This window comes from Pseudomonas sp. R11-23-07, from assembly GCF_003852295.1.
In the GTDB taxonomy this organism is placed as follows: Bacteria; Pseudomonadota; Gammaproteobacteria; order Pseudomonadales; family Pseudomonadaceae; genus Aquipseudomonas.
This window is the reverse complement of record NZ_CP027761.1, coordinates 2839827-2865243: the sequence shown is the minus strand read 5'-3', so window position 1 is coordinate 2865243 and position 25417 is coordinate 2839827. Positions and strand designations below refer to the sequence as shown.

Annotated in this window: 22 protein-coding genes and 1 pseudogene; 9 read left to right on the top strand and 14 right to left on the bottom strand. The window is 62.4% G+C overall.

The genetic code is table 11. From position 1 onward, the window contains the following. Nucleotides 1-1059, bottom strand: coding sequence for a HEAT repeat domain-containing protein (locus C4J84_RS12955; RefSeq protein WP_124435496.1), 1059 nt, complete (start codon nt 1057-1059; stop codon nt 1-3). A 203-nt stretch (nt 1060-1262) separates the two neighbouring features. Between C4J84_RS12955 and C4J84_RS12950 the strand changes: the two genes are divergently transcribed. Genes C4J84_RS12950 through C4J84_RS12930 form a run of 5 tightly spaced genes read left to right on the top strand, consistent with a single transcriptional unit; the run spans nt 1263 to nt 6820 of the window. After that, nucleotides 1263-2912 carry an AMP-binding protein gene (locus C4J84_RS12950; protein ID WP_124435495.1) on the top strand — a complete coding sequence of 550 codons (1650 nt, stop codon included), beginning with the start codon at nt 1263-1265 and terminating at the stop codon, nt 2910-2912. Between the two features lie 21 nt (nt 2913-2933). Further along, nucleotides 2934-3701 (top strand): SDR family NAD(P)-dependent oxidoreductase, encoded by a 768-nt coding sequence (locus C4J84_RS12945; RefSeq protein ID WP_124436320.1) that lies wholly within the window; start codon nt 2934-2936, stop codon nt 3699-3701. A gap of 12 nt (nt 3702-3713) precedes the next feature. Further along, entirely contained in the window at nt 3714-4898 is a 1185-nt protein-coding gene (locus C4J84_RS12940) for an acetyl-CoA C-acyltransferase (protein ID WP_124435494.1), read from the top strand. 9 nt (nt 4899-4907) lie between these two features. Then, the gene (locus C4J84_RS12935; RefSeq protein ID WP_124435493.1) at nt 4908-6035 is read left to right on the top strand and encodes an acyl-CoA dehydrogenase; all 1128 of its coding nucleotides are present in this window, start codon (nt 4908-4910) and stop codon (nt 6033-6035) included. A gap of 11 nt (nt 6036-6046) precedes the next feature. Beyond that, complete coding sequence (locus C4J84_RS12930; RefSeq protein WP_124429652.1) at nt 6047-6820, top strand: enoyl-CoA hydratase; 774 nt, start codon at nt 6047-6049, stop codon at nt 6818-6820. 187 nt (nt 6821-7007) lie between these two features. Here the strand turns inward: C4J84_RS12930 and C4J84_RS12925 are convergent, their stop codons facing one another. The 12 genes from C4J84_RS12925 to arnC all read right to left on the bottom strand — a co-directional run bounded on the left by C4J84_RS12925 (nt 7008) and on the right by arnC (nt 20048). Beyond that, complete coding sequence (locus C4J84_RS12925; protein ID WP_124404224.1) at nt 7008-8159, bottom strand: acyl-CoA dehydrogenase family protein; 1152 nt, start codon at nt 8157-8159, stop codon at nt 7008-7010. Between the two features lie 3 nt (nt 8160-8162). Further along, nucleotides 8163-9266: an enoyl-CoA hydratase/isomerase family protein gene (locus C4J84_RS12920; protein ID WP_124435492.1), complete on the bottom strand. Its 1104-nt coding sequence runs from the start codon at nt 9264-9266 to the stop codon at nt 8163-8165. A 131-nt stretch (nt 9267-9397) separates the two neighbouring features. Continuing rightward, entirely contained in the window at nt 9398-10105 is a 708-nt protein-coding gene (locus tag C4J84_RS12915) for an HPP family protein (protein WP_124435491.1), read from the bottom strand. Between the two features lie 164 nt (nt 10106-10269). Then, a complete protein-coding gene (locus C4J84_RS12910; protein WP_124435490.1) occupies nt 10270-10449 on the bottom strand; it encodes a hypothetical protein in 180 nt (59 codons plus the stop codon). 287 nt (nt 10450-10736) lie between these two features. Beyond that, the gene (locus C4J84_RS12905; protein ID WP_124435489.1) at nt 10737-12359 is read right to left on the bottom strand and encodes a glycosyltransferase family 39 protein; all 1623 of its coding nucleotides are present in this window, start codon (nt 12357-12359) and stop codon (nt 10737-10739) included. Between the two features lie 3 nt (nt 12360-12362). Further along, entirely contained in the window at nt 12363-13742 is a 1380-nt protein-coding gene (locus C4J84_RS12900; protein ID WP_124429647.1) for a UDP-glucose/GDP-mannose dehydrogenase family protein, read from the bottom strand. Then, nucleotides 13739-14152, bottom strand: a complete 414-nt coding sequence (gene arnF / locus C4J84_RS12895; protein ID WP_124435488.1) for a 4-amino-4-deoxy-L-arabinose-phosphoundecaprenol flippase subunit ArnF — start codon at nt 14150-14152, stop codon at nt 13739-13741. The genes C4J84_RS12900 and arnF overlap by 4 nt, the downstream gene beginning before the upstream one ends. Beyond that, entirely contained in the window at nt 14149-14496 is a 348-nt protein-coding gene (gene arnE, locus C4J84_RS12890; protein ID WP_124435487.1) for a 4-amino-4-deoxy-L-arabinose-phosphoundecaprenol flippase subunit ArnE, read from the bottom strand. The genes arnF and arnE overlap by 4 nt, the downstream gene beginning before the upstream one ends. Further along, nucleotides 14493-16148 (bottom strand): lipid IV(A) 4-amino-4-deoxy-L-arabinosyltransferase, encoded by a 1656-nt coding sequence (arnT, locus tag C4J84_RS12885; RefSeq protein WP_124435486.1) that lies wholly within the window; start codon nt 16146-16148, stop codon nt 14493-14495. Before arnT ends, arnE begins: the two co-directional genes overlap by 4 nt. After that, complete coding sequence (gene arnD / locus C4J84_RS12880; RefSeq protein ID WP_124370757.1) at nt 16145-17029, bottom strand: 4-deoxy-4-formamido-L-arabinose-phosphoundecaprenol deformylase; 885 nt, start codon at nt 17027-17029, stop codon at nt 16145-16147. Before arnD ends, arnT begins: the two co-directional genes overlap by 4 nt. Continuing rightward, nucleotides 17029-19020, bottom strand: coding sequence for a bifunctional UDP-4-amino-4-deoxy-L-arabinose formyltransferase/UDP-glucuronic acid oxidase ArnA (arnA, locus tag C4J84_RS12875; protein WP_124435485.1), 1992 nt, complete (start codon nt 19018-19020; stop codon nt 17029-17031). The genes arnD and arnA overlap by 1 nt, the downstream gene beginning before the upstream one ends. Beyond that, nucleotides 19017-20048, bottom strand: coding sequence for an undecaprenyl-phosphate 4-deoxy-4-formamido-L-arabinose transferase (gene arnC, locus C4J84_RS12870; protein ID WP_124367093.1), 1032 nt, complete (start codon nt 20046-20048; stop codon nt 19017-19019). The genes arnA and arnC overlap by 4 nt, the downstream gene beginning before the upstream one ends. 414 nt (nt 20049-20462) lie before the next feature. Here arnC and C4J84_RS12865 point away from each other — a divergent pair, with 414 nt between their 5' ends. Together C4J84_RS12865 and xerC are read left to right on the top strand one after the other, a co-directional pair. Continuing rightward, on the top strand, nt 20463-21275 hold the full coding sequence (locus C4J84_RS12865; RefSeq protein ID WP_124435484.1) for a M949_RS01915 family surface polysaccharide biosynthesis protein: 813 nt from the start codon (nt 20463-20465) through the stop codon (nt 21273-21275). Between the two features lie 108 nt (nt 21276-21383). Then, entirely contained in the window at nt 21384-22298 is a 915-nt protein-coding gene (gene xerC, locus C4J84_RS12860; protein WP_124435483.1) for a tyrosine recombinase XerC, read from the top strand. A 3-nt stretch (nt 22299-22301) separates the two neighbouring features. Here the strand turns inward: xerC and C4J84_RS12855 are convergent, their stop codons facing one another. Next, nucleotides 22302-23498, bottom strand: a complete 1197-nt coding sequence (locus tag C4J84_RS12855; protein WP_124435482.1) for a multidrug effflux MFS transporter — start codon at nt 23496-23498, stop codon at nt 22302-22304. A 134-nt stretch (nt 23499-23632) separates the two neighbouring features. On the opposite strand from C4J84_RS12855, the pseudogene C4J84_RS26775 reads away from it, so the two are divergent. Both C4J84_RS26775 and C4J84_RS26770 read left to right on the top strand, forming a co-directional pair. Further along, nucleotides 23633-24388, top strand: a pseudogene (locus C4J84_RS26775) (MCP four helix bundle domain-containing protein); the annotation flags it as partial. After that, a complete protein-coding gene (locus C4J84_RS26770) occupies nt 24383-25246 on the top strand; it encodes a methyl-accepting chemotaxis protein (RefSeq protein WP_372238019.1) in 864 nt (287 codons plus the stop codon). The pseudogene C4J84_RS26775 and the gene C4J84_RS26770, both read left to right, overlap by 6 nt. Nucleotides 25247-25417 lie beyond the last annotated feature (171 nt).

Genomic DNA, 25417 nt, shown 5'->3' with positions numbered 1-25417 from the left:
TCACAGACCTTGCTGCAGCGCAGGGTCATCCGGGTTCTGTTGCTCCAGCTGTGCCAGCAGCACTTGAACGTTCTGCAGTTGGCCGCTCTCTTTCCAATAGTTGACCAGCAACACCCGCGCTTTTCGATTGGCCGGGTGGCGCTGCACGATGTCTTCCAACTGGCGCTGGGCGGCCTCGAGTTCGTCCTGGTCGTGCAGCGTGGTGGCCAGGTCGTAGCGGTAGTTCTGATTGTCCGGCTCTAGTTCCACCGCCTTGGACAGACCGAGCAAGGCATAGGGGCGCGCGCCATGGTGCAGCAGCCACATACCCAGGGCGTGTTGCAGGTAGGCCGATTCCGGGTGCGCCGCCAATTGCTGCGCGAGCAACTGGCGCGATTCGTCGGTCTTGCCCTGTTTATCCAGCAGCTCGATCTGCGCCACCACCGCTTGCAGGTTATCCGGTTGCAGGCGCATGGCCTGCTGCAGGGCGTTTTGCGCCTCCGGCAGCAGGGCGCTGTGGATATACAGGCGCGCCAATTGAATCCAGCCTTCGGCGGTCTCGGGTTGGGCCTTGAGGGTATTGGCGAATTCGTCGAGCACTTGCTGCAGCGGGCCGAAGTACAGGCCCAGGGTGTCCGGCGACAGGCCGAGCAGGGCGTTGGCGGCGGCAAAGCGCACCGGCTGCTCGGGGTCATCCAGCACCGGGCCGAGCAGCAAGGTGCGCTGGCCGGAAGGCACCAGGCCGACAATGCTGTGGATCGCGGCTTCACGCACCAGGGGCGACTCATCGGCCAGGTCTTTGTCTGCCAGCTTCAACGCCTGGGGGCTAGGGTAGTTGGGCAATTCGGCATGCAGCGCGCCGCGCCGCTCAGGTGAAAGGTCCGGCCGCCCCAGCTGTTGATACAACACCCGCGCCGCGCCCGGCTCACCGTTGCGCGCCTGCTTTAAGGCTTTGGCATAACCATGGGCAATCGCCGGAGGCACGGCCACCGGCGTTGCGCGGGCGAAAAACCAGGTGATCAACAAAATCGACAACAGGGCGCACAGGCCGACGATGGCGTAACGGCGTGACTTTGACATGCAGGTGTCCGAAGGCAGGGTACGGGTACAGAGCCGCAAGCTTCGGCCAGTGCAGGGCGAGTGTCAAACCCGATTGGCCAAACCGGTCAGCCATGTTGGAGGCTTTGACCATTGCTCGTAGCGCCGCTGCAGAGCGACTATTTGAGGGCGATTGACCGCCTGGAAAGTGTCCTTAAAACAAAAACACACAAGGAACTGAAGCGATGCGTGATTACCTGGCCGCCACCACCGAGTTCGATTACCAGCACACCGTCGACGCCGCCCTGGCCGGCAACCTGCAGGCGCTCAACGCCTGTGTGGAATGCTGTGACCGTCACGCATTGCCTGGGCGTATTGCGCTGTTCTGGGAGGGCAGGGACGGGCGCAGCGCCACGGTCACCTTCAGCGAGCTGCAGGACCAGGCCTCACGCTTCGCCAATTTCCTGCTGGCCCAGGGCGTCAAGCGCGGCGACAAGGTCGCCGGCCTGTTGCCGCGCACAGCCGAACTGCTGGTGGTGGTGTTCGCCACCTGGCGTATCGGCGCGGTCTATCAACCGTTGTTTACGGCGTTCGGGCCCAAGGCGATTGAGCATCGCCTGAACAGTTCCGGCGCCGCGCTGGTCGTCACCGATGCCGTGAACCGGCCCAAGCTCACCGACGTGGACGGCTGCCCCACCATCGTGACGGTCAGCGGGGTCAAGGGCGAAGGCCTGGTACGCGGCGATTTCAGCTTCTGGGCCGAACTGCCCAACCACTCGAACGTCTGCGAGCCTGTGCTGCTGGGGGGCGACGAGCCCTTCCTGCTGATGTTCACCTCGGGCACCACCGGCCCGTCCAAAGCCCTGTCGGTGCCGCTCAAGGCGATTGTCGCGTTCCAGAGCTACACCCGCGACGCGGTGGACCTGCGCCCAGAAGACGCGTTCTGGAACGTAGCCGATCCGGGCTGGGCCTATGGCATCTACTTCGGCGTGACCGGGCCGCTGTCCCTGGGGCATCCGATCACCTTCTACGATGGTCCCTTCAGCGTGGAAAGCACCTGCCGGATCATCAACAAATACGGCATTACCAACCTCACCGGTTCGCCCACCGCGTATCGACTGTTGATTGCCGGCGGCGAGCCGTTCGCCCGTTCGATCAAGGGCAAGCTGCGCATCGTCAGCAGCGCCGGCGAGCCCCTGAACCCCGAGGTGATCCGCTGGTTCGCCGACAACCTTGGCGTGACCATCCACGATCACTACGGGCAGACCGAACTGGGCATGGTGCTGTGCAATCACCACGGCCTGGCGCATCCGGTACACGTCGGCTCGGCCGGGTTCGCCTCGCCTGGGCATCGCATCGTGGTGCTGGATGACAATCACCAGGAATTGCCCGCCGGTCAGCCCGGCATTCTCGCCATCGACCGCGAGCAATCGCCGATGTGCTGGTTCGCCGGGTATGAAGGCGTCAACACCAAAGCCTTCGTCGGCAAGTACTACCTCAGCGGCGACACCGTGGAGCTCAACCCGGACGGCAGCATCAGTTTTGTCGGGCGCAGTGATGACGTGATTACCACCTCCGGCTATCGCGTGGGGCCGTTCGACGTAGAGAGCGCTCTGGTCGAACACCCGGCCGTGGTCGAGGCCGCCGTGGTCGGCAAGCCCTGCCCGGAGCGCACCGAGCTGGTGAAAGCCTTCGTGGTGATCAACGAGCAGTACCGCGCGACTCCAGAACTCGCCGAAGAATTGCGCCTGCATGTGCGCCAGCGCCTGGCGGCCCATGCGTACCCGCGAGAAATCGAATTCGTCAGCGACTTGCCCAAGACCCCCAGCGGCAAGCTGCAACGTTTTATTTTGCGTAATCAGGAAATCGCCAAGGCCCAGGCGGCCGTGGCGTGACCCTTTAAAAGGAAAACCATGATGCAGATTAAAAACAAGGTATTTGTGGTCAGCGGCGGCGCTTCGGGCCTCGGTGCGGCCACTGCCGACATGCTGGTCGCAGCGGGTGCCAAAGTCATGCTGGTAGACCTCAACGCCGACGCTGTCGCAGCCAAGGCCCGGCAGCTTGGCGACAACGCCCGCAGCGCCGTGGCGGATATCAGCCAGGAAGCCGCTGCCGAAGCGGCTGTGCAGGCCGCCGTTGCCGCTTTTGGCGGGTTGCATGGCTTGGTCAACTGCGCCGGTGTGGTGCGCGGTGAGAAAATCCTCGGTAAAAACGGCCCGCACGCCCTGGCCAGCTTCGCCCAGGTGATCAACGTCAACCTGATCGGCAGCTTCAACCTGCTGCGCCTGGCTGCGGCGGCTATCGCCGAAACATCTGCGGATGCCGATGGCGAACGCGGTGTGATCATCAATACCGCTTCGGTGGCGGCGTTCGACGGGCAGATCGGCCAGGCCGCGTATGCCGCCTCCAAGGGCGCGATTGCCAGCCTCACCTTGCCGGCCGCACGGGAATTGGCGCGTTTCGGTATCCGAGTGATGACCATCGCGCCCGGCATTTTCGAAACCCCGATGATGGCCGGCATGACCCCGCAAGTCCGCGATTCCCTTGCCGCCGGCGTGCCGTTCCCGCCGCGCCTGGGCAAACCCGCCGAATATGCAGCCCTGGTGCGGCATATCATTGAAAACAGCATGCTCAATGGCGAGGTGATCCGTCTTGACGGTGCCTTGCGTATGGCTGCCAAGTAAGGAGGTCTCTTCATGAACGATCCTATCGTTATCGTCAGCGCCGTGCGCACGCCCATGGGCGGGTTCCAGGGCGACCTCAAGGGCCTGACCGCACCGCAATTGGGCGCCGCCGCGATTCGTGCGGCCGTGGAGCGCGCGGGTATCGCCAGCGACGCCGTCGATGAGGTGTTGTTTGGCTGCGTGCTGCCCGCCGGCCTCGGCCAGGCGCCGGCACGCCAGGCAGCGCTGGGCGCCGGGCTGGACAAAGCCACCCGCTGCACCACGCTCAACAAGATGTGCGGTTCCGGCATGCAGGCGACGATTCTGGCCCACGACGCGTTGCGCGCCGGCAGCGTCGACGTGGTGATTGCCGGCGGCATGGAGAGCATGTCCAACGCGCCGTACCTGCTCGACCGCGCCCGCAGCGGCTATCGCATGGGCCACGGCAAAGTCCTCGACCACATGTTCCTCGACGGCCTGGAAGACGCCTACGACAGGGGGCGCCTGATGGGCACCTTTGCTGAAGATTGCGCCGAGCACAACGGTTTTACCCGGCAAGCCCAGGACGCCTTTGCGATTGCCTCGCTGACGCGTGCGCAGGAAGCCATCACCCACGGCAGCTTTGCCGCCGAAATAGTCCCGGTACAGGTCACTGTCGGCAAAGAGCAAAAAACCATCCTGCATGACGAACAGCCGCCCAAGGCCAAGCTGGACAAGATCGCCAGCCTGAAACCGGCCTTCCGCGACGGCGGCACGGTGACCGCAGCCAACTCCAGCTCGATCTCCGACGGGGCAGCGGCGCTGCTGTTGATGCGTGAGTCCGATGCACGGCAACGCGGCCTCAAGCCGTTGGCGGTGATTCATGGGCATGCAGCGTTTGCCGATGAGCCGGGGCTGTTTCCGGTGGCGCCTGTCGGCGCGATCCGTAAGTTGATGAGCAAAACCGGCTGGAACGTGGCGGATGTCGACCTGTTCGAGATCAACGAAGCGTTCGCAGTGGTCAGCCTGGTGACCATGAGCAAACTGGAGATTCCCCACAGCAAGGTCAACGTGCACGGCGGCGCCTGCGCCCTGGGCCACCCGATCGGCGCCTCGGGCGCGCGCATCCTGGTGACCTTGGTCTCGGCCCTGCGCCAGAAAGGCCTCAAGCGCGGGGTCGCCGCCATCTGCATCGGCGGTGGTGAAGCCACGGCCATGGCCGTTGAATGCCTGTATTAAGGACTGACCATGCTGCCTAATGACGAACAACTGCAAATCAGCGACGCGGCCCGGCAGTTTGCCCAGGAGCGTCTGAAACCCTTCGCCGCCGAGTGGGACCGCGAGCATCGCTTTCCCAAGGAAGCCGTCGGTGAAATGGCCGAACTGGGCTTTTTCGGCATGCTGGTACCGGAACAATGGGGCGGCTGCGACACGGGTTACCTGGCCTACGCCATGGCCCTGGAAGAAATCGCCGCCGGCGACGGGGCCTGCTCGACCATCATGAGCGTGCACAACTCGGTGGGTTGCGTGCCAATCCTGAAGTTCGGCAATGACCAACAGAAAGAGCAGTTCCTCAGGCCCCTGGCCAGCGGCGCCATGCTCGGCGCCTTTGCGCTGACCGAGCCCCAGGCCGGTTCCGACGCCAGCAGCCTTAAAACCCGTGCACGCCTGGACGGTGATCACTACGTGCTCAACGGCTGCAAACAATTCATTACCTCCGGGCAAAACGCCGGCGTGGTGATTGTGTTTGCGGTTACTGACCCGGCGGCGGGCAAGCGCGGCATCAGTGCGTTTATCGTTCCCACTGATTCGCCGGGCTACACCGTGGCGCGGGTCGAGGACAAGCTGGGGCAGCACGCATCGGATACCTGCCAGATCCTGTTTGAAGACGTGAAGGTACCGGTCGCCAACCGTCTGGGCGAGGAGGGCGAGGGCTACAGGATCGCCCTGGCCAACCTCGAAGGCGGACGCGTGGGCATTGCCGCGCAATCGGTAGGTATGGCCCGTGCCGCCTTTGAAGCGGCCCGCGACTACGCCCGCGAGCGTGAAACCTTCGGCAAGGCGCTGATCGAACACCAGGCCGTGGCCTTTCGCCTGGCGGACATGGCTACGCAAATTGCCGTCGCCCGACAGATGGTCCATTACGCGGCAGCCCTGCGCGACAGCGGCAAACCGGCCTTGGTCGAGGCGTCGATGGCCAAGCTGTTCGCCTCGGAAATGGCCGAGAAAGTCTGTTCGGCTGCCTTGCAAACCCTGGGCGGTTACGGTTACCTGAGCGACTTCCCGCTGGAGCGGATCTACCGCGATGTGCGGGTCTGCCAGATTTACGAAGGCACCAGCGATATCCAGCGCATGGTCATCTCACGCAATCTTTAAGGAGCCGATACATGAGTTACGAAACTATTTTGCTCGAAGTCCAAGGCCGCGTCGGGCTGATTACCCTCAACCGCCCGCAGGCGCTGAACGCCTTGAACGCCCAACTGGTCAGCGAGTTGAACCAGGCGCTGGATGGCCTGGAAGCCAATCCGGAAATCGGCTGCATCGTGCTGACCGGCTCGAAGAAAGCCTTCGCCGCCGGCGCCGACATCAAGGAAATGGCTGAGCTGACCTACCCGCAGATCTACCTGGACGACCTGTTCAGCGACAGCGACCGCGTGGCCAACCGCCGCAAGCCGATCATAGCCGCCGTGAACGGCTTCGCCCTCGGTGGTGGCTGCGAGCTGGCGCTGATGTGCGACTTCATCCTGGCCGGTGACAACGCCAAGTTCGGCCAGCCCGAGATCAACCTGGGCGTGCTGCCGGGCATGGGCGGTACTCAGCGGCTTACCCGTGCGGTGGGCAAGGCGAAGGCCATGGAAATGTGCCTGACCGGGCGCTTTATCGATGCTGTAGAAGCCGAACGTTGCGGCATCGTTGCGCGCATCGTGCCTGCTGACGAGCTGCTGGACGAAGCGTTGAAAGTGGCCACGCTGATCGCCGGCAAATCGGTGCCGATCAGCATGATGGTCAAGGAAAGCGTGAACCGCGCGTTTGAAGTGAGCCTGTCCGAAGGCGTGCGTTTTGAGCGCCGCGTGTTTCATGCAGCGTTTGCGACCCAGGATCAGAAGGAAGGGATGGCGGCGTTCGTGGCCAAGCGCGCGCCGGAGTTCAAAGACAAGTAGCGGGACGCGGAGCGTCCCAGGTGGCATTCCCACGCAGAGCGTGGGAACGATCAAACCTCCCGAGCGCTGGAGATCCAAAAGTGGGAGGGGGCTTGCTCCCGATGGCGGTGTAACAGTCAACTGAGATATTGACTGATCTACCCTCATCGGGAGCAAGCCCCCTCTCACAGTTACTATGGTGTATCAGTCAGAGCTGATAGTTCTTCAACTCCCTGGCAATCACCATCCGCTGAATCTCGCTGGTGCCTTCGTAAATCTGCGTGATCCGTGCATCCCGGTAGTAACGCTCCACCGGATAGTCTTCCAGATACCCATACCCGCCATGAATCTGCATCGCCTTCGAGCAGACTTTTTCGGCCATTTCCGAGGCGAACAGCTTGGCCTGGGACGCTTCCGACAGGCATGGCTTACCGGCGCTGCGCAGGCGTGCGGCGTGCAGGATCAGCAGGCGCGCTGCGTTCAGTTGGGTTTGCATGTCGGCCAGCAGGTTGGCCACGCTCTGGTGTTCGATGATCGCCTTGTCGAACTGCACCCGGTCACGGGCATAGGCCAGCGCCGCTTCAAAGGCGGCACGTGCGATGCCCAAAGCCTGGGCGGCGATGCCGATACGGCCGCCCTCCAGGTTGGACAGGGCGATGGCCAGGCCTTTGCCGCGCTCGCCCAGCAGGTTGGCTTCGGGCACTGTGCATTGGTTGAAGGTGACGGCGCAGGTGTCCGACGCCCGAATGCCCATTTTGTGTTCGGTGCGGTCGACCACGAAGCCCGGCGTATCCGTGGGGACCAGGAACGCCGAAAGGCCTTTCTTGCCCAGCTCCGGGTCGGTCACGGCGAACACAATGGCCAACTTCGCGCGCTTGCCATTGCTGACAAACTGCTTGGCGCCGTTGATCACCCACTGGCCGTCGCGCAGTTCGGCGCGGGTGCGCAGGTTATGGGCTTCAGAGCCGGCCTGGGGCTCGGTCAGGCAGAAGCAACCGATGGCCTGGCCGCTGGCGAGCGCGGCCAGCCAGGTGTGTTTCTGCGCCTCTGTGCCGTAGTTGAGGAGTGGGCCGCAACCCACTGAATTATGGATACTCATCAGTGCGCCCGTGGCGCCATCACCGGCGGAAATTTCCTCCACGGCCAGGGCATAGGCGACGTAATCCACGTAGGTGCCGCCCCATTCTTCCGGCACCACCATGCCGAGCAGGCCCAGCTCGCCCATCTTGGCCACCAGCGCGTCGTCGATCCAACCGGCCTTTTCCCAGGCCTGGGCGTGGGGTGCGATTTCGCCGCGGGCAAAGTCACGCGCCATGTCGCGGATCATCACTTGTTCTTCAGTGTATTCAAGATCTTGCATGGCTTATTTCTCAATCTGCGTGAAGTCGCGAAAGAAGCTGTCGACGTGATCGGCGCCCAGCCCTTGCAGGGTGGGCGGGTTCCACTGCGGGTTCTTGTCTTTATCGATGATCAGGGCGCGAACCCCTTCGATCAGATCGCCGCGTGCGAACCACTGGCGGTCCAGATGCAGCTCCAGGGCAAAGCACTGTTCCAGCGGCAGGTGGCGCCCACGGCGCAGCATCTGCAGGGTGACGGCCATGGCCAGGGGCGAGCGGGTCTGCATCAGGGCGGCGGTGGTCAGCGCCCAGTGGTGGCTGTCGGCGACGGTAACTTGCTGTAGCTGCTCGACCATGCTCGGCACGTCCGGCAGGCCGAAGAAATGGTCGATGGCCGGGCGCAAGGCCGCCAGTGGCGCATCCGGCAGTTGTTGTACGGCGAGCCTGGCGAGCACGCCTTGCAGGTCCTTGAGGGGCGAGTCGCGCCATTGCAGGCTGTCGAGCGCGTGCCCAAGCTCCGTCAGTTTGGCGCTGTCGAGGTACCAATCGGCCAGGCCGCAGTACAGGGCGTCCGCCGCACGGATCTGCACCCCGGTGACGCCGAGGTAAATCCCCAGCTCGCCTGGGATACGCGGCAGGAAGTAGCTGCCACCCACGTCCGGAAAATAGCCGATGGCCACTTCCGGCATCGCCAGGCGGCTGCGCTCGGTCACGACGCGCAGGTCGGCGCCCTGCACCAGCCCCATGCCTCCGCCGAGCACGAAGCCGTCCATCAAGGCCAGCACGGGTTTAGGGTAATGGTGGATGGCCAGGTCGAGCGCGTATTCCTCGACGAAGAAGTCTTCATGCAGGGTGTCGCCACGCTTGAAACTGTCGTACAGGGAACGGATATCGCCGCCGGCACAGAAGGCCTTGTCGCCGGCACCGCGCAGCACCACGGCGTAGACAAGCGGATCATCAGCCCAGGCCTGCAGCTGCGTCGTCAGCAGACGCACCATGTCCAGGGTAATGGCATTCAAGCCGGCGGGGCGGTTGAGGGTGAGGTAACCGATATGGTTACGCACCTCACTCAGTACTGCTTCCTGCTGAATATCGGTGTGGCGTGCTTCGGAGGACACCTGAGCCGTCATCACTAACTCCCTGCTTTTATTGTTCTTTATCAAGATGTTCGCGGGCGAACTATCGCGTGATCCTACCAGCGCAAATTTGCCGCCTACAACCCGGAATCCTGCAGGTCGTTGTTGCATTTATGCACACCGCGTCAAACCACACGACTGGCCAGGACTTCGCCGATACTGCGCCGTCGCGCATGGCCTTCGGCGGCATGAATCAATTGCTCCAGCTCCGTGGGCTCGACGTCGAAGAACTGCTCCATGTCAGCCAATGCCAACTTGAGGTCGGCGGCGGTGATGGCCGGGTCGGTCGCCGGCGCGCTGCCGAGCATGACAGGTACCGGCTCGGCTTGCCTCTTGGGATAACGCGTGCGGGTGGCATTATTGTAGGCCAGCGCACACGCCAGCAGGGCAGCGGCGCCGAGCATGACCGGTGCCAGCTCATGCCAGCCGAGGGCGATGGAGGCAGGGTCGGCCAGTACCAGCGTCATGGCCAGGCCGCCGGCCGGGGGATGCAGGCAGCGCAGCCAGCAGATCAGCACGACCGTCATGCCCGCCGCCAGGCAAGCGCTGCCCAGGGTGCGTCCCAACACTCGCGCCACGAGCAACGCCACCACGCCAGCACACAGATAGCTGCCCATGATCGACCAGGGTTGCGCCAGCGCCCCCGACGACACGGCAAACAGCAGCACCGCCGACGCCCCCAGCGGGCCGAGCAGGTGCAGGGCGACTTCCATGCCGAACACCTGGGCACACACCCAGACACTGAGCAGCGTGCCCAAGGCCATGCCGATAGCGGCGCGACTCCATTCGGAAGGACGGGTATTGATGGCAGCAGGTAACCAGCGAGCGAGCATTGAAGAGGGGTCCTGAAACTGAAGGCGAAAAAAAAGGCCTGCCTGGTTTCCCGGAAAAGCCCTTGAAAGTTCCAACATTGGGGGAAGGAACCCGAACAGTGTGCCAACTGAGTTGCAGCGGCGCCAATGCATATTAATGAGGGTTGAATGCAAAAATTATGTACTTAAGGGGCTTCGTCAAAAAAAGTCCGATCGGTGTCATGGGCGGCGGGCGTGCAGATCTTGCCCAGTACAAGGCTGTCGACTTCTTCGTTGAACAAGCGTTTTTGCAGGTTCGCCTGCAGGCCGGGTTCGTCGGCCAGCGGCCCCTTCAACGCTACCAGCGCGTCACGTAAGCCCCTCAACCGATCCAGTCTCGGCGTGGCTACAGATAACCGATCCTCTCGCACGGCATTGCCCTCCTTGTTGTTATGCAGGTCCCTGACCAGGGCTGTTACAGGCAGCCCTTGATACGGGTGGTAGATAGTTAATGCCCTTGCAAACGAGTCTACAGTCGGGCTCCAGGCACCGGAAGGCAAAGTTCAGCGGCCGTTACGCAAAGCACTGTAGGGGGTTTCTCGGTGATTATGATGAAAAACGCCCAGGGGGTTTATAAGCGGGCGTTTTTCTTACCTGACGGCTGCAAACACACTCAGAGAGGTGCTTTTTTCTCCAGGTGCAGCAACACATAGGGAGTCATATCGAACGCCCCGGTGAGCGTCGGCGTGAGCGCACGCAAGCGTGGGTCAGTCAGGCTGTTAAAGTCGGCCTGGCTCATCACCAGCCAGGCGGGCGCCTGAACAGGCTGGAGCTCGATGGGCAACTGGGTAAACAGCGGAACCTTGTCGCAATTGAAGTTGACCATGAACTTGATGGCTTTTGCGTCTTTGCCCAACGCATGCAAGACCAATGGCGCCGGTTGTTGCAGGATCTGCTCCTTGGCCGCCAGGGTGAACGTACGGGTGTCGTAAAGGCTGCGCTCCAAGGGTTCGACGACCATGATGTAAGTCGTCCAGATCGCCATGACTGCCGCGAATGCCGGACCGACCGGGCGCAGCCGAGCCTGGAACAGTGCCAGCAACGCCAGTACCTGCAGCACCGCCAGCACGCCAAACATCAGCCCGAGATCGGCCAGCAGTTGCGGGTAACGCCGTCGCGCAACAATCAGGCCCACCGCCAACAGCGCCGGCAGCAGCGTCCACAGCGCCAGCATCAAACCGCGCAACCCGCTGAACAGACGGCCTTGGGCGACCTGAAACGGATACGCGGCAATGATCGCCGCCATCGGCAGCATCGGCAGGATATACCGCGCCTTTTTTGCCTGGGGTACCGACAAGCCAAGCATCACCAGCACACCCGCCGCCGCGCAGTACAGCACCAGCTTCAACGCCGGGTCTGGCGCTCGGCGGCCGCCGCTCAGCACGGCCAGCAGCACCAGCAGCGCCACCGGATAGGCCAGGGCGTAGTTGCCGATGGAGCTGGTGAAGTAATACAGCACGCCGCCAGAGCCTTCGCTGCCATCCATGCGCCCCAGAAACTGCATGCGAATCACCTCACGCATGAAGTCTTCGCCACCGCTGAGCTTGGCCAGCAGCAACAGCAGGCCGATACACGCCGCCAGCAACGCCAGCGCCAACAGCCCGAAGCTGAACAACTGGCGCCATTGACGGTTGATCAGGTAATAACTGCACAGCACCCCGGTAGGAATCACCAGGCCGATCGGCCCACGAATCGCAAACCCCAGCATCAACAGCGCAAACACCCAGTGCAGGCGTTTGGCCGCAGCAAAATGCTCATGGGCATACCCAAAGTAAAACACCGCCAGGGTCACGGCCGCGAGCATCTGGTCGAGGGAGACGGCGCGGGTTTGGCTGACAAAGGTGCTGCTGAGCAGCAACATTGCGATGCTCAGCAGGCCCCAGCGCGCGGAGTACGGCGCGGTGAGCCGATAGACCAGCACCACGATGGACGCCGAAGCCACAGCGCTGGGCAGCCAGGCCGTGAAGCTGGTGACCTGGCCGATAGGCAGGGACAACAACCAGGTCAGCAAGGTCGAGGTGGCCAGGTAATCGGCATACGGCTGGCCGTAGGTGGTGGGAAAGAAGCTCGGCCCATGGCGCAGCATCTCCTGGGCAAACACCACGAAGCGCGAGTCGAAGCCGATAATCGCCTGGTGCCAGCTGCCCGCGATGAACAGCAGCAGCGCCAACAGCCCCAACCCCAGTGACTGTCGGCGGAGCGTTGGCGTGAGCAGGGGCGGGTGAACCTTGTGCACTGATCAGCCTGCCTTGGCCTGTTGCACCCAGTTTTGCTGGGGGATCGGCAACTCGCAGGAGTCACCACGGCCAATCGGGAAGTATTTGAAGCCTTTGCGCGTCAGGCGCTCGCCGTCGTACAGGTTACGGCCGTCGAAGATCACCGGGGTTTTCAGGCGCTGGTGGATCAGGTCGAAGTCCGGTGCCTTGAATTGCTGCCACTCGGTGCAGACGATCAGCGCATCGGCGCCGCCCAGGGTGGACTCCGGCGTGCCCATCAGCATCAGTCGTGGGTCGTCGCCGTAGATGCGCTGGGTTTCCTGCATGGCTTCGGGGTCGAACGCACGTACATTGGCGCCGGCGGCCCACAAGGCTTCCATCAGCACGCGGCTCGGCGCGTCACGCATGTCGTCGGTGTTGGGCTTGAAGGCCAGGCCCCACAGGGCGAAGGTCTTGCCGCGCAGGTCACCTTTGAAGAACGCGTTGATACGCTCGAACAACTTGCTTTTCTGGCGCTGGTTGATCGCTTCCACGGCTTCCAGCAGGTCGCTGGAACAGTTGGCCTGCTTGGCGCTGTGGATCAGGGCGCGCATGTCCTTGGGGAAACAGGAGCCGCCGTAGCCGCAACCGGGATAAATGAAGTGGTAGCCGATGCGCGAGTCGGCGCCAATGCCCAGGCGCACGGCTTCGATGTCGGCGCCCAGGTGTTCGGCCAGCTCGGCGATCTGGTTGATGAAGCTGATCTTGGTGGCGAGCATGCAGTTGGCGGCGTACTTGGTCAGTTCGGCGCTGCGCACATCCATAAAGATGATGCGGTCATGGTTGCGGTTGAACGGCGCGTACAGGTCACGCATGATCTCCCGCACTTCTTCGCGCTCGCAGCCAATGATGATGCGATCAGGGCGGCGGCAGTCGGCCACGGCAGAGCCTTCCTTGAGAAACTCCGGGTTGGAGACGATATCGAACTGCAGCTCACGGCCCGCTGCGTGCAGCTTTTTGTGCATATGATCGCGCAGGGTGTCGCCGGTCCCCACTGGCACGGTGGACTTTTCCACCAGAATCACCGGCGCCACGCGATGGCGCGCCACCGCGTCACCCACCGACAACACGTATTTCAGGTCGGCCGAACCGTCCTCATCCGACGGCGTACCCACCGCAATGAACAGCACCTCACCATGCTCGACGGCGAGTTTTTCGTCGTAGGTAAAACGCAGGCGTCCGCTTTCCAGGTTTTCCTTGACCATGGCCGCCAGGCCCGGCTCGAAGATCGTCACATGGCCCTTCTGCAGCGACTCGACCTTGCTCCGGTCAACGTCCATGCAAATAACATCGTGACCGACTTCGGCTAATACGGTGGCCTGTACCAAGCCGACGTAACCACTACCAAATACACTGATTTTCATGGGGTATTCCTGGGACTTGAGGTGCTAGCACGACGAGAGTTGATAACCAGTACGCCGAGGATGACCAAGGCCACCCCCAGGGTTTTTGCAAGCGAAAAGTGTTCGTTGAATACCGGCAGGCAGGCGGCCAGCAGGTACACCAGCGCGTAGCTGATGCTCAGCAGCGAGTAAGCGCGCCCGAGGGGCAAGTGCTTCAGCGCGCCGAGCCAGCAGAGCATCGACAGTGCATAGGCGATGATCGCCAGGACCACCACGCCCAGGGCGTTCAGGTCGAGGCTGGCGCTGTTCAAGGCGCTCAACCACGCCTCCGGCAACGGCAGGCGCGTCATGCTCCAGCGCATGCCCAATTGGGCCGCGCTGACCAGGCCGACACTGCCCAGGGCCAGGGCAAAACCGCGCACCCGGCTCATACCTGGCGCCCCAGCAGCACAACGCCTGCAATGATCAGCGCCACGCCCAGCCAGTGGCGGCCATCGATGTGTTCAGCAAAAACAAAGCGCGCCACCAGCGTGACCACGACAAAGTTCAGGCTGAGCATCGGGTAGGCGATACCCACTTCCAGGCGCTGCAACACCAGCAGCCATACCAGCAAGCCGAGGCCCAGGCACACCAGCGCCGACCACAACCAGGGTGAGCGCAGCTTCAGCGCCCAACCGTCGGGCAATTCACGCCAGCTTTCCACGGCAAATTTCTGCGAGACCTGGCCCGCGCACGTAAGCAGGCAGGCGCTGAGTAACAGAAGCAGGGTGATCATTGCGCGACCTGCGGGAAAATCAGAATCACGATGTTGCCCTGGGCATAGCGCTTGCCATCCGCGGGCAGCAGGGCGAGTTCTTCCTTTTCGCCCTGGCTGTTGACGCGCATCACCACGCCGACGGCGCCGCTGCGGCGGGTTTCGGCCATCCAGGCCTGGATTCGATTGCGGTCGACCAGACGCTCGGCGGTGTCCGCATAAGCCAGGCCGTATTTCACCTCGCCAGAGGTGTTGTAGAGCGTGATGTCGGGCCGTTTCAGGCGCCACGACAGCGCAGCGGAGGCGCCCAGGTCGTTGCTCAACAGCGCAATGGAGGGCTTGAGTTCTTCGGCATGATCGATGATGAACTGGTCCGGGGTCTTGTTATAAACCACCGAATGGGGCAGTGCGGCGGGCACCAGGGCAACCAGCAAGGCACTGCCGATCAGCGGCGCGGCCCACAGTTTCAGCGGGCGGGCAGCCTGAAACAGGTTGGCCAGGATCCAGCCGAACAGACAGGTAAACAGCAGCACCAGGCTGAGGGTTTCTTCACCGGGTTCGTACACCGGTTTCTTCCACTGGAACCAGATGATTGCCAACAGGGCGAGCACGCCAATGACCAGGTTCAGCCAACCGTTGATGCGCATCACGCGGCCACGGCCTTGAGCGAGCTTGTCACTCAAGGTCGAACCCATCAGCAAGGCCAGGGGCAGCAGGCACGGCATGATGTAGGCGGGCAGTTTGCCTTTGGCCAGGCTGAAAAAGGCCAAGGGCATCAGCAGCCACAGCAACAGGAACGCGGTGTTCGGCAGGCGCCGGTCCAGCCACGCCTGTTTGAGGCTGGACGGCAGCAGCGCAACCCAGGGCAGGGTGAACGCCACCAGCAACGGCAGGTAATACCAGAACGGCTCGGCGTGCTGCGCGTCTTCACCGGCAAAGCGCTGGATATGCTCGTGCCAGAAGAAGAAGTGCCAGTAATCCGGCTCTTGCAGGTGCACGGCCAGGGCCCATGGCAAGCTGACCAGGATCGCCGCAGCCACGGCCACCGGGCCGTACTTGAACAGTTCCAGCGAACGTTTCTGCCAGAGGGCGTAGGGCAGGGCGATCAACACCGGCAGCAACCACGCCAGGAAGCCTTTGGTCATGAAGCCCATGCCACAGGCCAGGCCCAGCACGGCCCAGGACCACAACCTGGCCCGCTGCGTGCGGCTGTCGAAGCAAAACCACAGGGCAACGCCTGTGAGGTTGACCCAGAAGGTGAACTGCGGGTCCAGATTGGCGTAGCCACCGAGCATCGCCACGCTGACGAAACTCATGTACAGCACGCTGCTGATCAGGCTTTTCTGCGGGTCGTTCCACAACCGGCGCGACAGCAAGTAAACCAGCAGAATGCTCAAGCCGGTGCTCAAGGCCGACGCAAAGCGCACGCCGAACAGGTTCTGGCCGAAGATCGCCTGGCCCAGCGCGATCATCCAGTAGCCCGCCGCCGGTTTTTCGAAGTAGCGAATGCCCATGAAGTGCGGCGCGGCCCACTTGCCGGTCAGCAGCATTTCCTGGCTGATCTGCGCGTAGCGGGTTTCATCCGGAATCCACAGGCCGTGGGTGGCCAGCGGTACCAGGTAAAACACGCCAAACGCCAACAGGAGCAAGGGCAATGCCCAGCGGCGGATCATGCCTGCTGCACTCCGAGCCAACCTTCGCGGCCGCTCAATACGCCGCGCACCAGTTGTTGCTGGGGCAGGGTGGTCACATCCGCGGGCAATAACGCGCTCAGGGGTTGGAAATCAATGCCGCGCTGCCCCGCCTGGGCGAGCAACTGGCGAAAATCCTGGGCCATCAGAATCCCTTCTACTTCTGCGTGAATGGTGTAGACGTTCAGCTTCGACGCGTTGAACCGGTCAAGGATGAACGTGTTGAAGTCCTTGGCAGCCACTACCGGCCCGACGACTTCGTCGAAGGTCGGCAGGTCTACCGGAATTTGTGGGGTGCCCGCGCTGCCATCGGCCAAGGTCGGTCGAAACAGGCTGGTGCCCCGGCAATCACTGTTGTAGCGAAAGTTGAAGGCTTGTTTGGCTTGCACCACGCGCTCGTCGGCGCGCCAACCGGCGGCCGCTGAACAGTCGATCCGCTCACCGAGGATGTCGCTCAAGGTATCCACGCCGCGTCGGATCTGCTCGACCAGTTGTGCGTCGCTCCAACGCCCGGTATTGGCCTGCCAGCCGTGGTGGTCCCACGCGTGCAGGCCAACTTCATGCCCGGCGGCCTTGGCCTGGCGCATCAAGTGCCCCAGGTCACGGCCGATCGGCTTGCCCGGCCAGGCGGTGCCGGCCAGCAGGATGTCCCAGCCATACAGGCCGGCGGCATTGGAACGCAGCATTTTCCACAGGAACTGCGGGCGGATCAGGCGCCACAAGTGGCGCCCCATGTTGTCCGGCCCGACGCTGAAAAAGAACGTCGCTTTAATCCCGGCTTCGTCCAGGGACTCGAGCAGCCGTGGCACGCCTTCACGGGTGCCTCGGTAGGTGTCGACGTCGATGCGCAGGCCTGCCTTCATTACTTTTTGTCCGCTATTTCAAGCATCGCTTCACGCAGGAAGAAATCCAGCGTGTTGCCGATGGTTTCGCTCATCGCCACGGTTGGCTCCCAGTTCAGCAGGCGCTTGGCGTTCTCGATGCTCGGCTTGCGGTGTGCCACGTCCTGGTAACCGGTGCCGTAGAACGCCTTGCTTTCCACGTCGCGAAAACCCGCGAACGGCGGGAAGTTGCCGCGCAGCGGGTGCGCTTCGAACTGACGCAGCAGCTCTTCGCCCAACTGACGGATGCTGGCTTCGTTTTCCGGGTTGCCGATGTTGATGATCTGGCCGTCGCAGACGCCCTTGTCGTTATCGATGATGCGCGCCAGGGCTTCGATGCCGTCGGCAATGTCGGTGAAGCAACGCTTCTGCTCGCCGCCGTCGAACAAGCGGATCGGCGTGCCTTCCACCAGGTTCAGGATCAGCTGGGTGATGGCGCGGGAACTGCCGATACGCGCTGAATCCAGGCGGTCCAGGCGCGGGCCCATCCAGTTGAACGGACGGAACAGGGTGAACTTGAGGCCCTTGTCGCCGTAGGCCCAGATCACGCGGTCGAGCAGTTGCTTGGAGACCGAGTAGATCCAGCGTTGCTTGTTGACCGGGCCCACCACCAGGTTGGAGGTGTCTTCGTCGAAGTACTGGTCCTGGCACATGCCATAGACTTCAGAGGTCGAGGGGAAGATCACGCGCTTGTTGTACTTGACGCAGTAGCGCACCAGCTTGAGGTTTTCTTCGAAGTCCAGCTCGAACACGCGCAGCGGGTTGCGGGTGTACTCGATCGGCGTGGCGATGGCCACCAGCGGCAGCACCACGTCGCACTTCTTGATGTGGTACTCGATCCACTCGGTGTGAATGCTGATATCGCCTTCCACATAGTGGAAATTGGGGTGGCTGCGCAGGCGCTCGATGGCGTCTGAACCGATATCCAGGCCGTAGACTTCATAGCGGTCGTCACGCAACAGGCGCTCGGACAGGTGGTTACCGATAAAGCCGTTCACCCCCAGGATCAGCACGCGGGTGCGGCGTGGCTTGCGGCCCGACTCGGCGCCGCGCAGCACAGAGCCGTCCACCAGGCCCAGTTCATCGGCCAGGGACGGGCCGGCCAGGTAAAGGCCGTTGTCGTTGCGCTGGCCGAACTTGATCACCAGCGAGTCTTCACCGCAGGCGATGCGCAACGGATTGACGCTGATCACGCGGCCCGGCGCCAGGCCTTCGTTGCCTTTGGCCACGTCGGCCTGCCAAACGATGAGCTTGTGCTCGCCCACGGCGCAGAAGGCGCCAGGGTAAGGCTGAGTCACGGCACGCACCAGGTTGAACAATTGTTCGGCGGGCTTGTTCCAGTCGATCTTGCCATCGGCGGCGGTACGGCGGCCGAAGCAGGTGGCGTGGCTTTCGTCCTGGGCAGTTTCAGCCAGTTTGCCCTGGGCCAGTTGCGGCAGGGCGTCGCGCAGCAGGTGGCTGGCGGCCTCTCGCAGCTTGGCGTGCAGGCTCAAACCGGTGTCGCTGCGCTCGATGCTGACTTTGTGTTGGGCCAGGATCGCGCCGGCATCGGCACGCTTGACCATGCGGTGCAGGGTCACGCCGGTTTCGGTTTCACCGTTGACCAGCACCCAGTTGGCCGGCGCGCGGCCACGGTATTTGGGCAGCAGCGAACCATGCAGGTTGAACGCGCCTTGGCGGGCGAGGGCCAGCAGCGGTTCGCTGAGCAGGTTGCGGTAGTAGAACGAGAAGATGAAATCCGGGTTCAGCTTGGCGATGCGCTCGACCCACAGCGGATGGTTGGCGTCTTCCGGGGCATGCACCGGGATGCCGTTGCGGGCGCACAGCTGGGCGACGGAGCCGTAGAAGTTGTTTTCCTTGGGGTCATCGGCATGGGTGAATACGGCGGCAATGTCGTAACCCGCAGCCAGCAGGGCTTCAATACCTGCACAACCAATGTCGTGGTAGGCGAATACAACGGCTTTTGAACTCATGACTGAACCTGATCGGAAGAAGTAGAAGTATGGGAAGACACCAGGCCATCGACGACGACCACGGGAGCCGGTGCGGCCGGTTGGTTGCGCAGCACTTTTTCAATAAAGAAGCGCGGGCGGGCGCGCACATCGCTGTACATGCGCCCCAGGTACTCACCCAACAGGCCCATGCCGATGAACTGGCCACCGGTGAACACGAACAGCACCGCAAACAGCACGAACAGGCCGTCGCCCGCCCAAGTGGCGCCGAAGGCCAGGCGCATGACAATCAGCGCGAAGGCAAACAGCACGCCCAGCGCCGCCAGGCTGAACCCGACGATGGACAGCAGGCGCAACGGCGTGGTGGTCATGCAGGTGAGCAGGTCGAACATCAGGCTGATCAGGCGCATGGCGCTGTATTTGGACTCGCCGTGTTCACGCTCGGCGTGGTGCACCAGGATTTCCGTGGTGTGTCGGGCGAAGCCGTTGGCCAGGATCGGGATAAAGGTACTGCGCTCGCGGCAGGCCAGCATCGCGTCGACGATGGTGCGGCGGTAGGCGCGCAGCATGCAGCCGTAATCGGTCATGGCCACGCCGGTGGAGCGCTGCACGGCGAGGTTGATCAGGCGCGAAGGCCAGCGGCGGAAGGCCGAATCCTGGCGATTGTTGCGCACCGTGGCGACCACGTCGTAGCCCAGGGCGGCTTGTTCCACCAGGCGCGGGATTTCTTCCGGCGGGTTTTGCAGGTCGGCGTCGAGGGTAATCACCACTTCGCCGCGGCACTGTTCGAAACCCGCCATGATCGCGGCGTGCTGGCCATAGTTACGGTTGAGAATCACCGCCACTACCTTGCTGCCATCTTCGGCGGCGGCGTCTTCAAGCAATTGCGCCGAATTGTCGCGACTACCGTCATCCACCAGGATTATTTCGTAGTCGTAGGCCAGTTGTTGGCAAGCGGCGGTGGTGCGGCGCAGCAACTCAGGCAGGCTCTCTTGTTCGTTATAAACCGGGATAACGATCGATACGCACTGAATAGGGTAGGGTTTCAAAGATTCATGACCTCGGGCTGAAGCAAACTTGGAGCGCGAAAACTGCAGCGTTTGTTGGGCAAAACTACAGCCCGCAGATGACAAAGCCGCGCTAAAGATAAAGTGTAATCAATAGGTTAGTCGATAAACCCCGGATTGCTCTGAAGTGATGCCTATAAGGTTAAGCGCAAAAATGTTCAACGAATATGAAAGGCGGATGAAAAACTCGTTTATTTGACAGGTAGACAGCCAGTGTTCAGCTATGTGGCCAAGGTGTTAAACCCTGTGAATGTTCAGCCGAATAGGAACGGGCTGACACGTATTTGGTTCACGTGATCGGCGCACGTGATGGCTCCACTGCCTCTATTCAACAATCTTCTCTGCATTGCCCTTCAAGTGCCGGTAAAGTAAGCCATCTCTTGCCAGGGTACTCGGATGAATAGCGTGCAGCTTTTACGCGGCCAGTTGCGGCCGGTGTTGATCGGATTGTTGGTGTGCGTTGCCTGGGTCACGACAGTGCGGGCCGATGAGGGCGTGGCCCTGGCCAGCGTTGATCAGGTGCCGGAAGGCGTCGAAGTACACGGCAAGCAGGTCGCTGCCTATACCTGGGACGACCGCCAGGGCAAGAACCTGCTGGTGCTGGCCGAGCAGGTCAGCGAGCGGGACGACGATGGCACCCAGTCGGCCTTTGTCTATGCGGCCCAGTACCTGCTGGCCGGCGAGCATCCCAAGCGCGTGTGGATGCTTTACGACGATGTGCGCCAGTGCGAATTCGACGCCGGGCTGCACTTTGACACGGCAGCCACCCGAGTCACCGACCTTTTGGGTGACGGCACGACCCAGGCGACTGTTGGCTACTCGCGCACCTGCACCAGCGATGTCAGCCCCAATGAATTCAAGCTGATCATGCACACGGGCAAGTCCGAGAAGTATCGCCTGCGCGGCGTCGACCGTTACGGCGCAGCCTGGTGGGACGAGGACGCCGGCGCCCTGCGCGGCATGCCGTTGCCGACCGATTGCAGCGTTGCCGCGCAGCAGGCGCTGGTCAGCCAGTACAAAGAGCAGGGCACCGAGCTACCGCTGCCGGGCTGCTATGGCGACGAGAAGGATTTTGCCAAGGCGCCGGACAGCTACCTGGCGTTCATGCGTCAGCACTGGTTTGCGCTGATGAAAAAACAGGATGCCGACTGGAGCCAGTCACAGACCCAACCCCAGCAGCCCACGGAAGAGGATGACGTGGCGCCGTGATTTGATGGCAGTGCCAAGACTGCGCTAGACTCGGCCCTCGCCAATTCAATAAATATCGCGATTAATCAATAGATTGCTCGTGATATTTAATCCAAAGGCTGATCTACCTTGACTGAGTCCATCCGCAACCCGCTGACCCTCTACCTCACCCGCCTGGCGCCCTCCAGCCAGCTGACCATGCGCTACGTGCTGCAGGACGCCGCCGACCGCCTGGGCTTTGAAGACGCCAACCTTGAAGACATTGACTGGCACCTGCTGCAGCCCGAACAGGTAATCGCCCTGGTCGCCGCGTTGCGCGAAGACGGCTATGCGCCGAACACCTCGTCGCTGTATGTGAATGCCGTGCGCGGGGTGATGAACGAAGCGTGGCGGATGAGCCTGATCAGCCAGGAACACTTGTTGAAGATGCGCTCGGTCAAGGCCGCGTCCGGTACGCGCCTGGGGCAGGGGCGTAACCTGCGCCGCACGTTGATCCGCGAAATGATGGAGGTCTGCGCCGCCGACCCGCGCCCGCAAGGCCTGCGCGATGCCGCCGTGATCGGCATCCTGTACGGCTCGGGCATGCGCAAGTCGGAGTCGGTCAACCTTGATCTGGCGCAGGTCGATTTTGAGCAGCGCAGCTTGCGCGTGATCGGCAAGGGCAATAAAGAGCTGATCAAATACGCGCCGGACTGGGCCTTCGCCAAACTGCAGGCCTGGCTGGAGTTTCGTCGCGGACAACTCAAGGAAGGCGAACAGGACGACCCGTTCCTGTTCAACCGAATCCGTCGCGGCAGCCATATCACCCGGGAACGCATCACTAAACACGCGATTTACTACATCGCTCGCCAGCGCGGGGACCAGGTGGGCGTGAAGATCATGCCCCATGATTTTCGCCGCTCGTTCATTACCCGGGTGATCGAGGAGCATGACCTGTCGATCGCGCAGAAGCTGGCCCATCACACCAACATCCAGACCACCGCCAGCTATGACGTGCGTGACGACAATGAGCGGCGGCGCGCGGTGGATCGCTTCGATTTGTAAGGCTCAAGCACTCGCCAGGTGCGGCGGCAAGCGGCGCAGCGTCCATATCACCGTGAGCAGGGCGGCGGCCGCGCACAGCGCGATGCCCACCAGCATCGGCGCGGGCGTATGGTCGGCGAACAACCCCACCAGCGTCATCGACACAGCGGCGGTGACCATCTGAATCGCGCCCAGCAACGCCGACGCCGACCCTGCCACCGCACCGTGATCCTCCAGCGACAACACCCCGGCGGCCGGCAACAACAGGCCGAGAAAGCCGAAGCCGACAAACAGCAGGGTCATCATCAACGCCAGGTTATCGCCCCACAGCGTGGTGGCCGCCAGCAGCGCCATCACGGCCGCCACGGCAATTACCGACCAGCGAATCAGCGGTGCCAGGCCAAAGCGCGCGCTCAGACGGGCTGTCAGCTGGCTCATGGCGAAAAACGAGGCGGCGTTGACGGCAAAGCACAGGCTGAACTGGGTAGGCGTCAAGCCGAAATACTGGATATACACGAACGGCGCACTGCCGATAAACACGAAGAACGTGGCCAGGCCAAAGCCACTGACCACTGCCAAGCCGATAAACACCGGATCGCGCAGCAGCGCCCCGTAACTGCGGATCGCACCGCCCAGGGTTTTGCCCAGGCGCCGCTCGGCCGGGTGGGTTTCGGGCAGTTGTACAACGGTCATCACCAGGCACAGCATGGCCACCACCGCCAGCACGGCGAACACCTCGCGCCAGCTCCAGAGTGAAATCACCACACTGCCGGCCAGAGGCGCAAGGATCGGCGACACACTCATCACCAGCATCAGCAGCGCCATCAAGCGCGCGGCTTGATGGCCGGTATAGAGGTCGCGCACGATCGCCCGCGGGATGACCATGCCGGCGCACGCGCCAAACGCTTGCAGGGCGCGAAACCCGATCAGCACTTCAATGGTCGGCGCCAACGCGCAACCGACGCTGGCCACGGCGAAAATCACCAGGCCGGCGTAGATCGGCGGCTTGCGTCCATACACATCGCTGAGCGGCCCGTAGAACAGCTGGCACACGCCGATGATCATGAAAAATACCGTGAGGCTCATCTGCACGGCGGCGGGCGACGCCTGCAGGCTGGCGCCCAGGGTGGGCAGGGCGGGGAGGTAGCTGTCGATGGCGAACGGGCCGATGGCGGTGATCAACCCCAGCAGCAAGGCGAGGTGGGCAATACGTTGAGGCATGGGTGTCCCGGGCAAGCAAAAGACGCCCAGCTTAAGGTATCCGCGCAGATCCGCAAACTTGAGCTTCACTAACAGCCAGTGATGCCGATAACGCTAGTAACGACGCATCGGCGCTTGGGTAAGGGGATATCCGCATGACGATCAAATTACGCTTGACGCTGTTGATTGCGACCGGGTTGCTGACCGCCCTGGTCATGAGCCTGGCCGGTTACCTTGGAAACCGACAGATGAGCGCTGCCGTGCAGGAAAACGAGGTCAGCATGACCGTTTTGCGCAACCACATGGAAGCCGACATGATGCATGACGCGCTGCGCGCCGATGTGTTGTCCGCCATGCTGGTGGGCCTGGGCAAAAGCACCACCACCGCCGCAGAGGTCAATAGTTCGCTCAAGGAGCACGCCGAGAACTTTCGCAAGGTACTGGGGGACAACCTCAAGTTGCCGTTGGAAGCCACGCTCAAAACCAACCTCGACAACATCAAGCCCAGCCTGGACACCTACATCGGCGCCGCCGAGCGTATCGTCGCGCTGGCCTTGGGCAACCCCGAAGGCGCTCGCGGGGAGCTTGAAACCTTCAATAAAGCCTTCAGCCAGCTCGAAGATCAAATGGGCGCCTTCAGCGAGTTGATCGAAAGCCATACCGAACGCACCGGCGAGGCTACCCAACGCACTATTCATAACGCCAATCTGATCCTGGGCGCAGTCTTGATCGCCAGCCTGTTGCTGCTGCTGGCCCAGGGACGCTGGGTAATTCTCAGCATCATGGGACCCCTGCAGGCGGCCAGCCGCATCGCCGCGAGTATCGCCGGCGGCAACTTGAGCGAACCGATTGTCGAGCCCAGCCGCAAGGACGAAGCCAGTTCATTGATTCGCAGCCTTGCCACCATGCAGCGCGACCTGCGCGGCATGATCGACGTGGTGCGCAGCAATGCCCACGGCGTCAATGGCGTGAGCGAACGACTGAGCCAGGGCTGCCATGAAGTGGCGGGCAGCAGCCAGCAGCAAAGCGCCGCAGCCAGCACCATGGCCGCCGCCGCCAGCGAAATGACCGCCAGCATCGAAGAAATCACCCGCCACGCCGGGCGCGCGCTGGACATGGCCAACCAGGCCGAAGCCCTGGCCAAGGACGGCGGCCGGGTGATTCACCAAGTGGTCAGCGACATGGACGGCATTGCCCGTTCCGCCCAACAATCGGCCCTGGTCATTCGCACCCTGGACAAGGAATCCGAGGCCATCTACAGCATCATCCAAGTGATCAAGGGCATTGCCGACCAAACCAACCTGCTGGCCCTCAACGCCGCCATCGAAGCCGCTCGCGCCGGTGAACAAGGGCGCGGTTTTGCCGTTGTTGCCGACGAAGTACGCAGCCTGGCCGGCCGCACCAGCGCCTCCACCCAGGAAATCGCCAGCATGGTCGGGCGTATCCAGCAAAGCACCCGGGAAGCGGTGACCAGCATGGAGGAGGGCGTCGCCCAGGTGGACAAAGGCATGGCCGTGACCGCCGATGTGGAGCGCGCCATTCGCGAGATTCTGCAGGCCACCTTGAGCACCACGGAGTTGGTCAACGACATCTCCCGGACCATCGGCGAGCAGAGCCTGGCCAGCAATGAAATCGCCCACCAGGTGGAGATGATCGCCGGTATGTCGCAAAACAATAGCCGCGTCATCGGTGAGACAGCCGCGACCACCGATGAGCTGGCCGGCCTGGCCGGGAAATTGTCGCAGTCGGTGGATCGGTTCAGCGTGTAGACCTGTTGATTAACGGCCGGCCTCTGAGGCCGGTTTTTTTTGTCCGGAGAAAGGGGAACCGGGTAAGACCATCCGGCAAAATTGATCCGACCCCACAAAAAAAGATTGAATATTCACACCTAATGTTATTTAAATAACAAAACAAGAGCGGCACGCTTTGCCTCGTCGTGC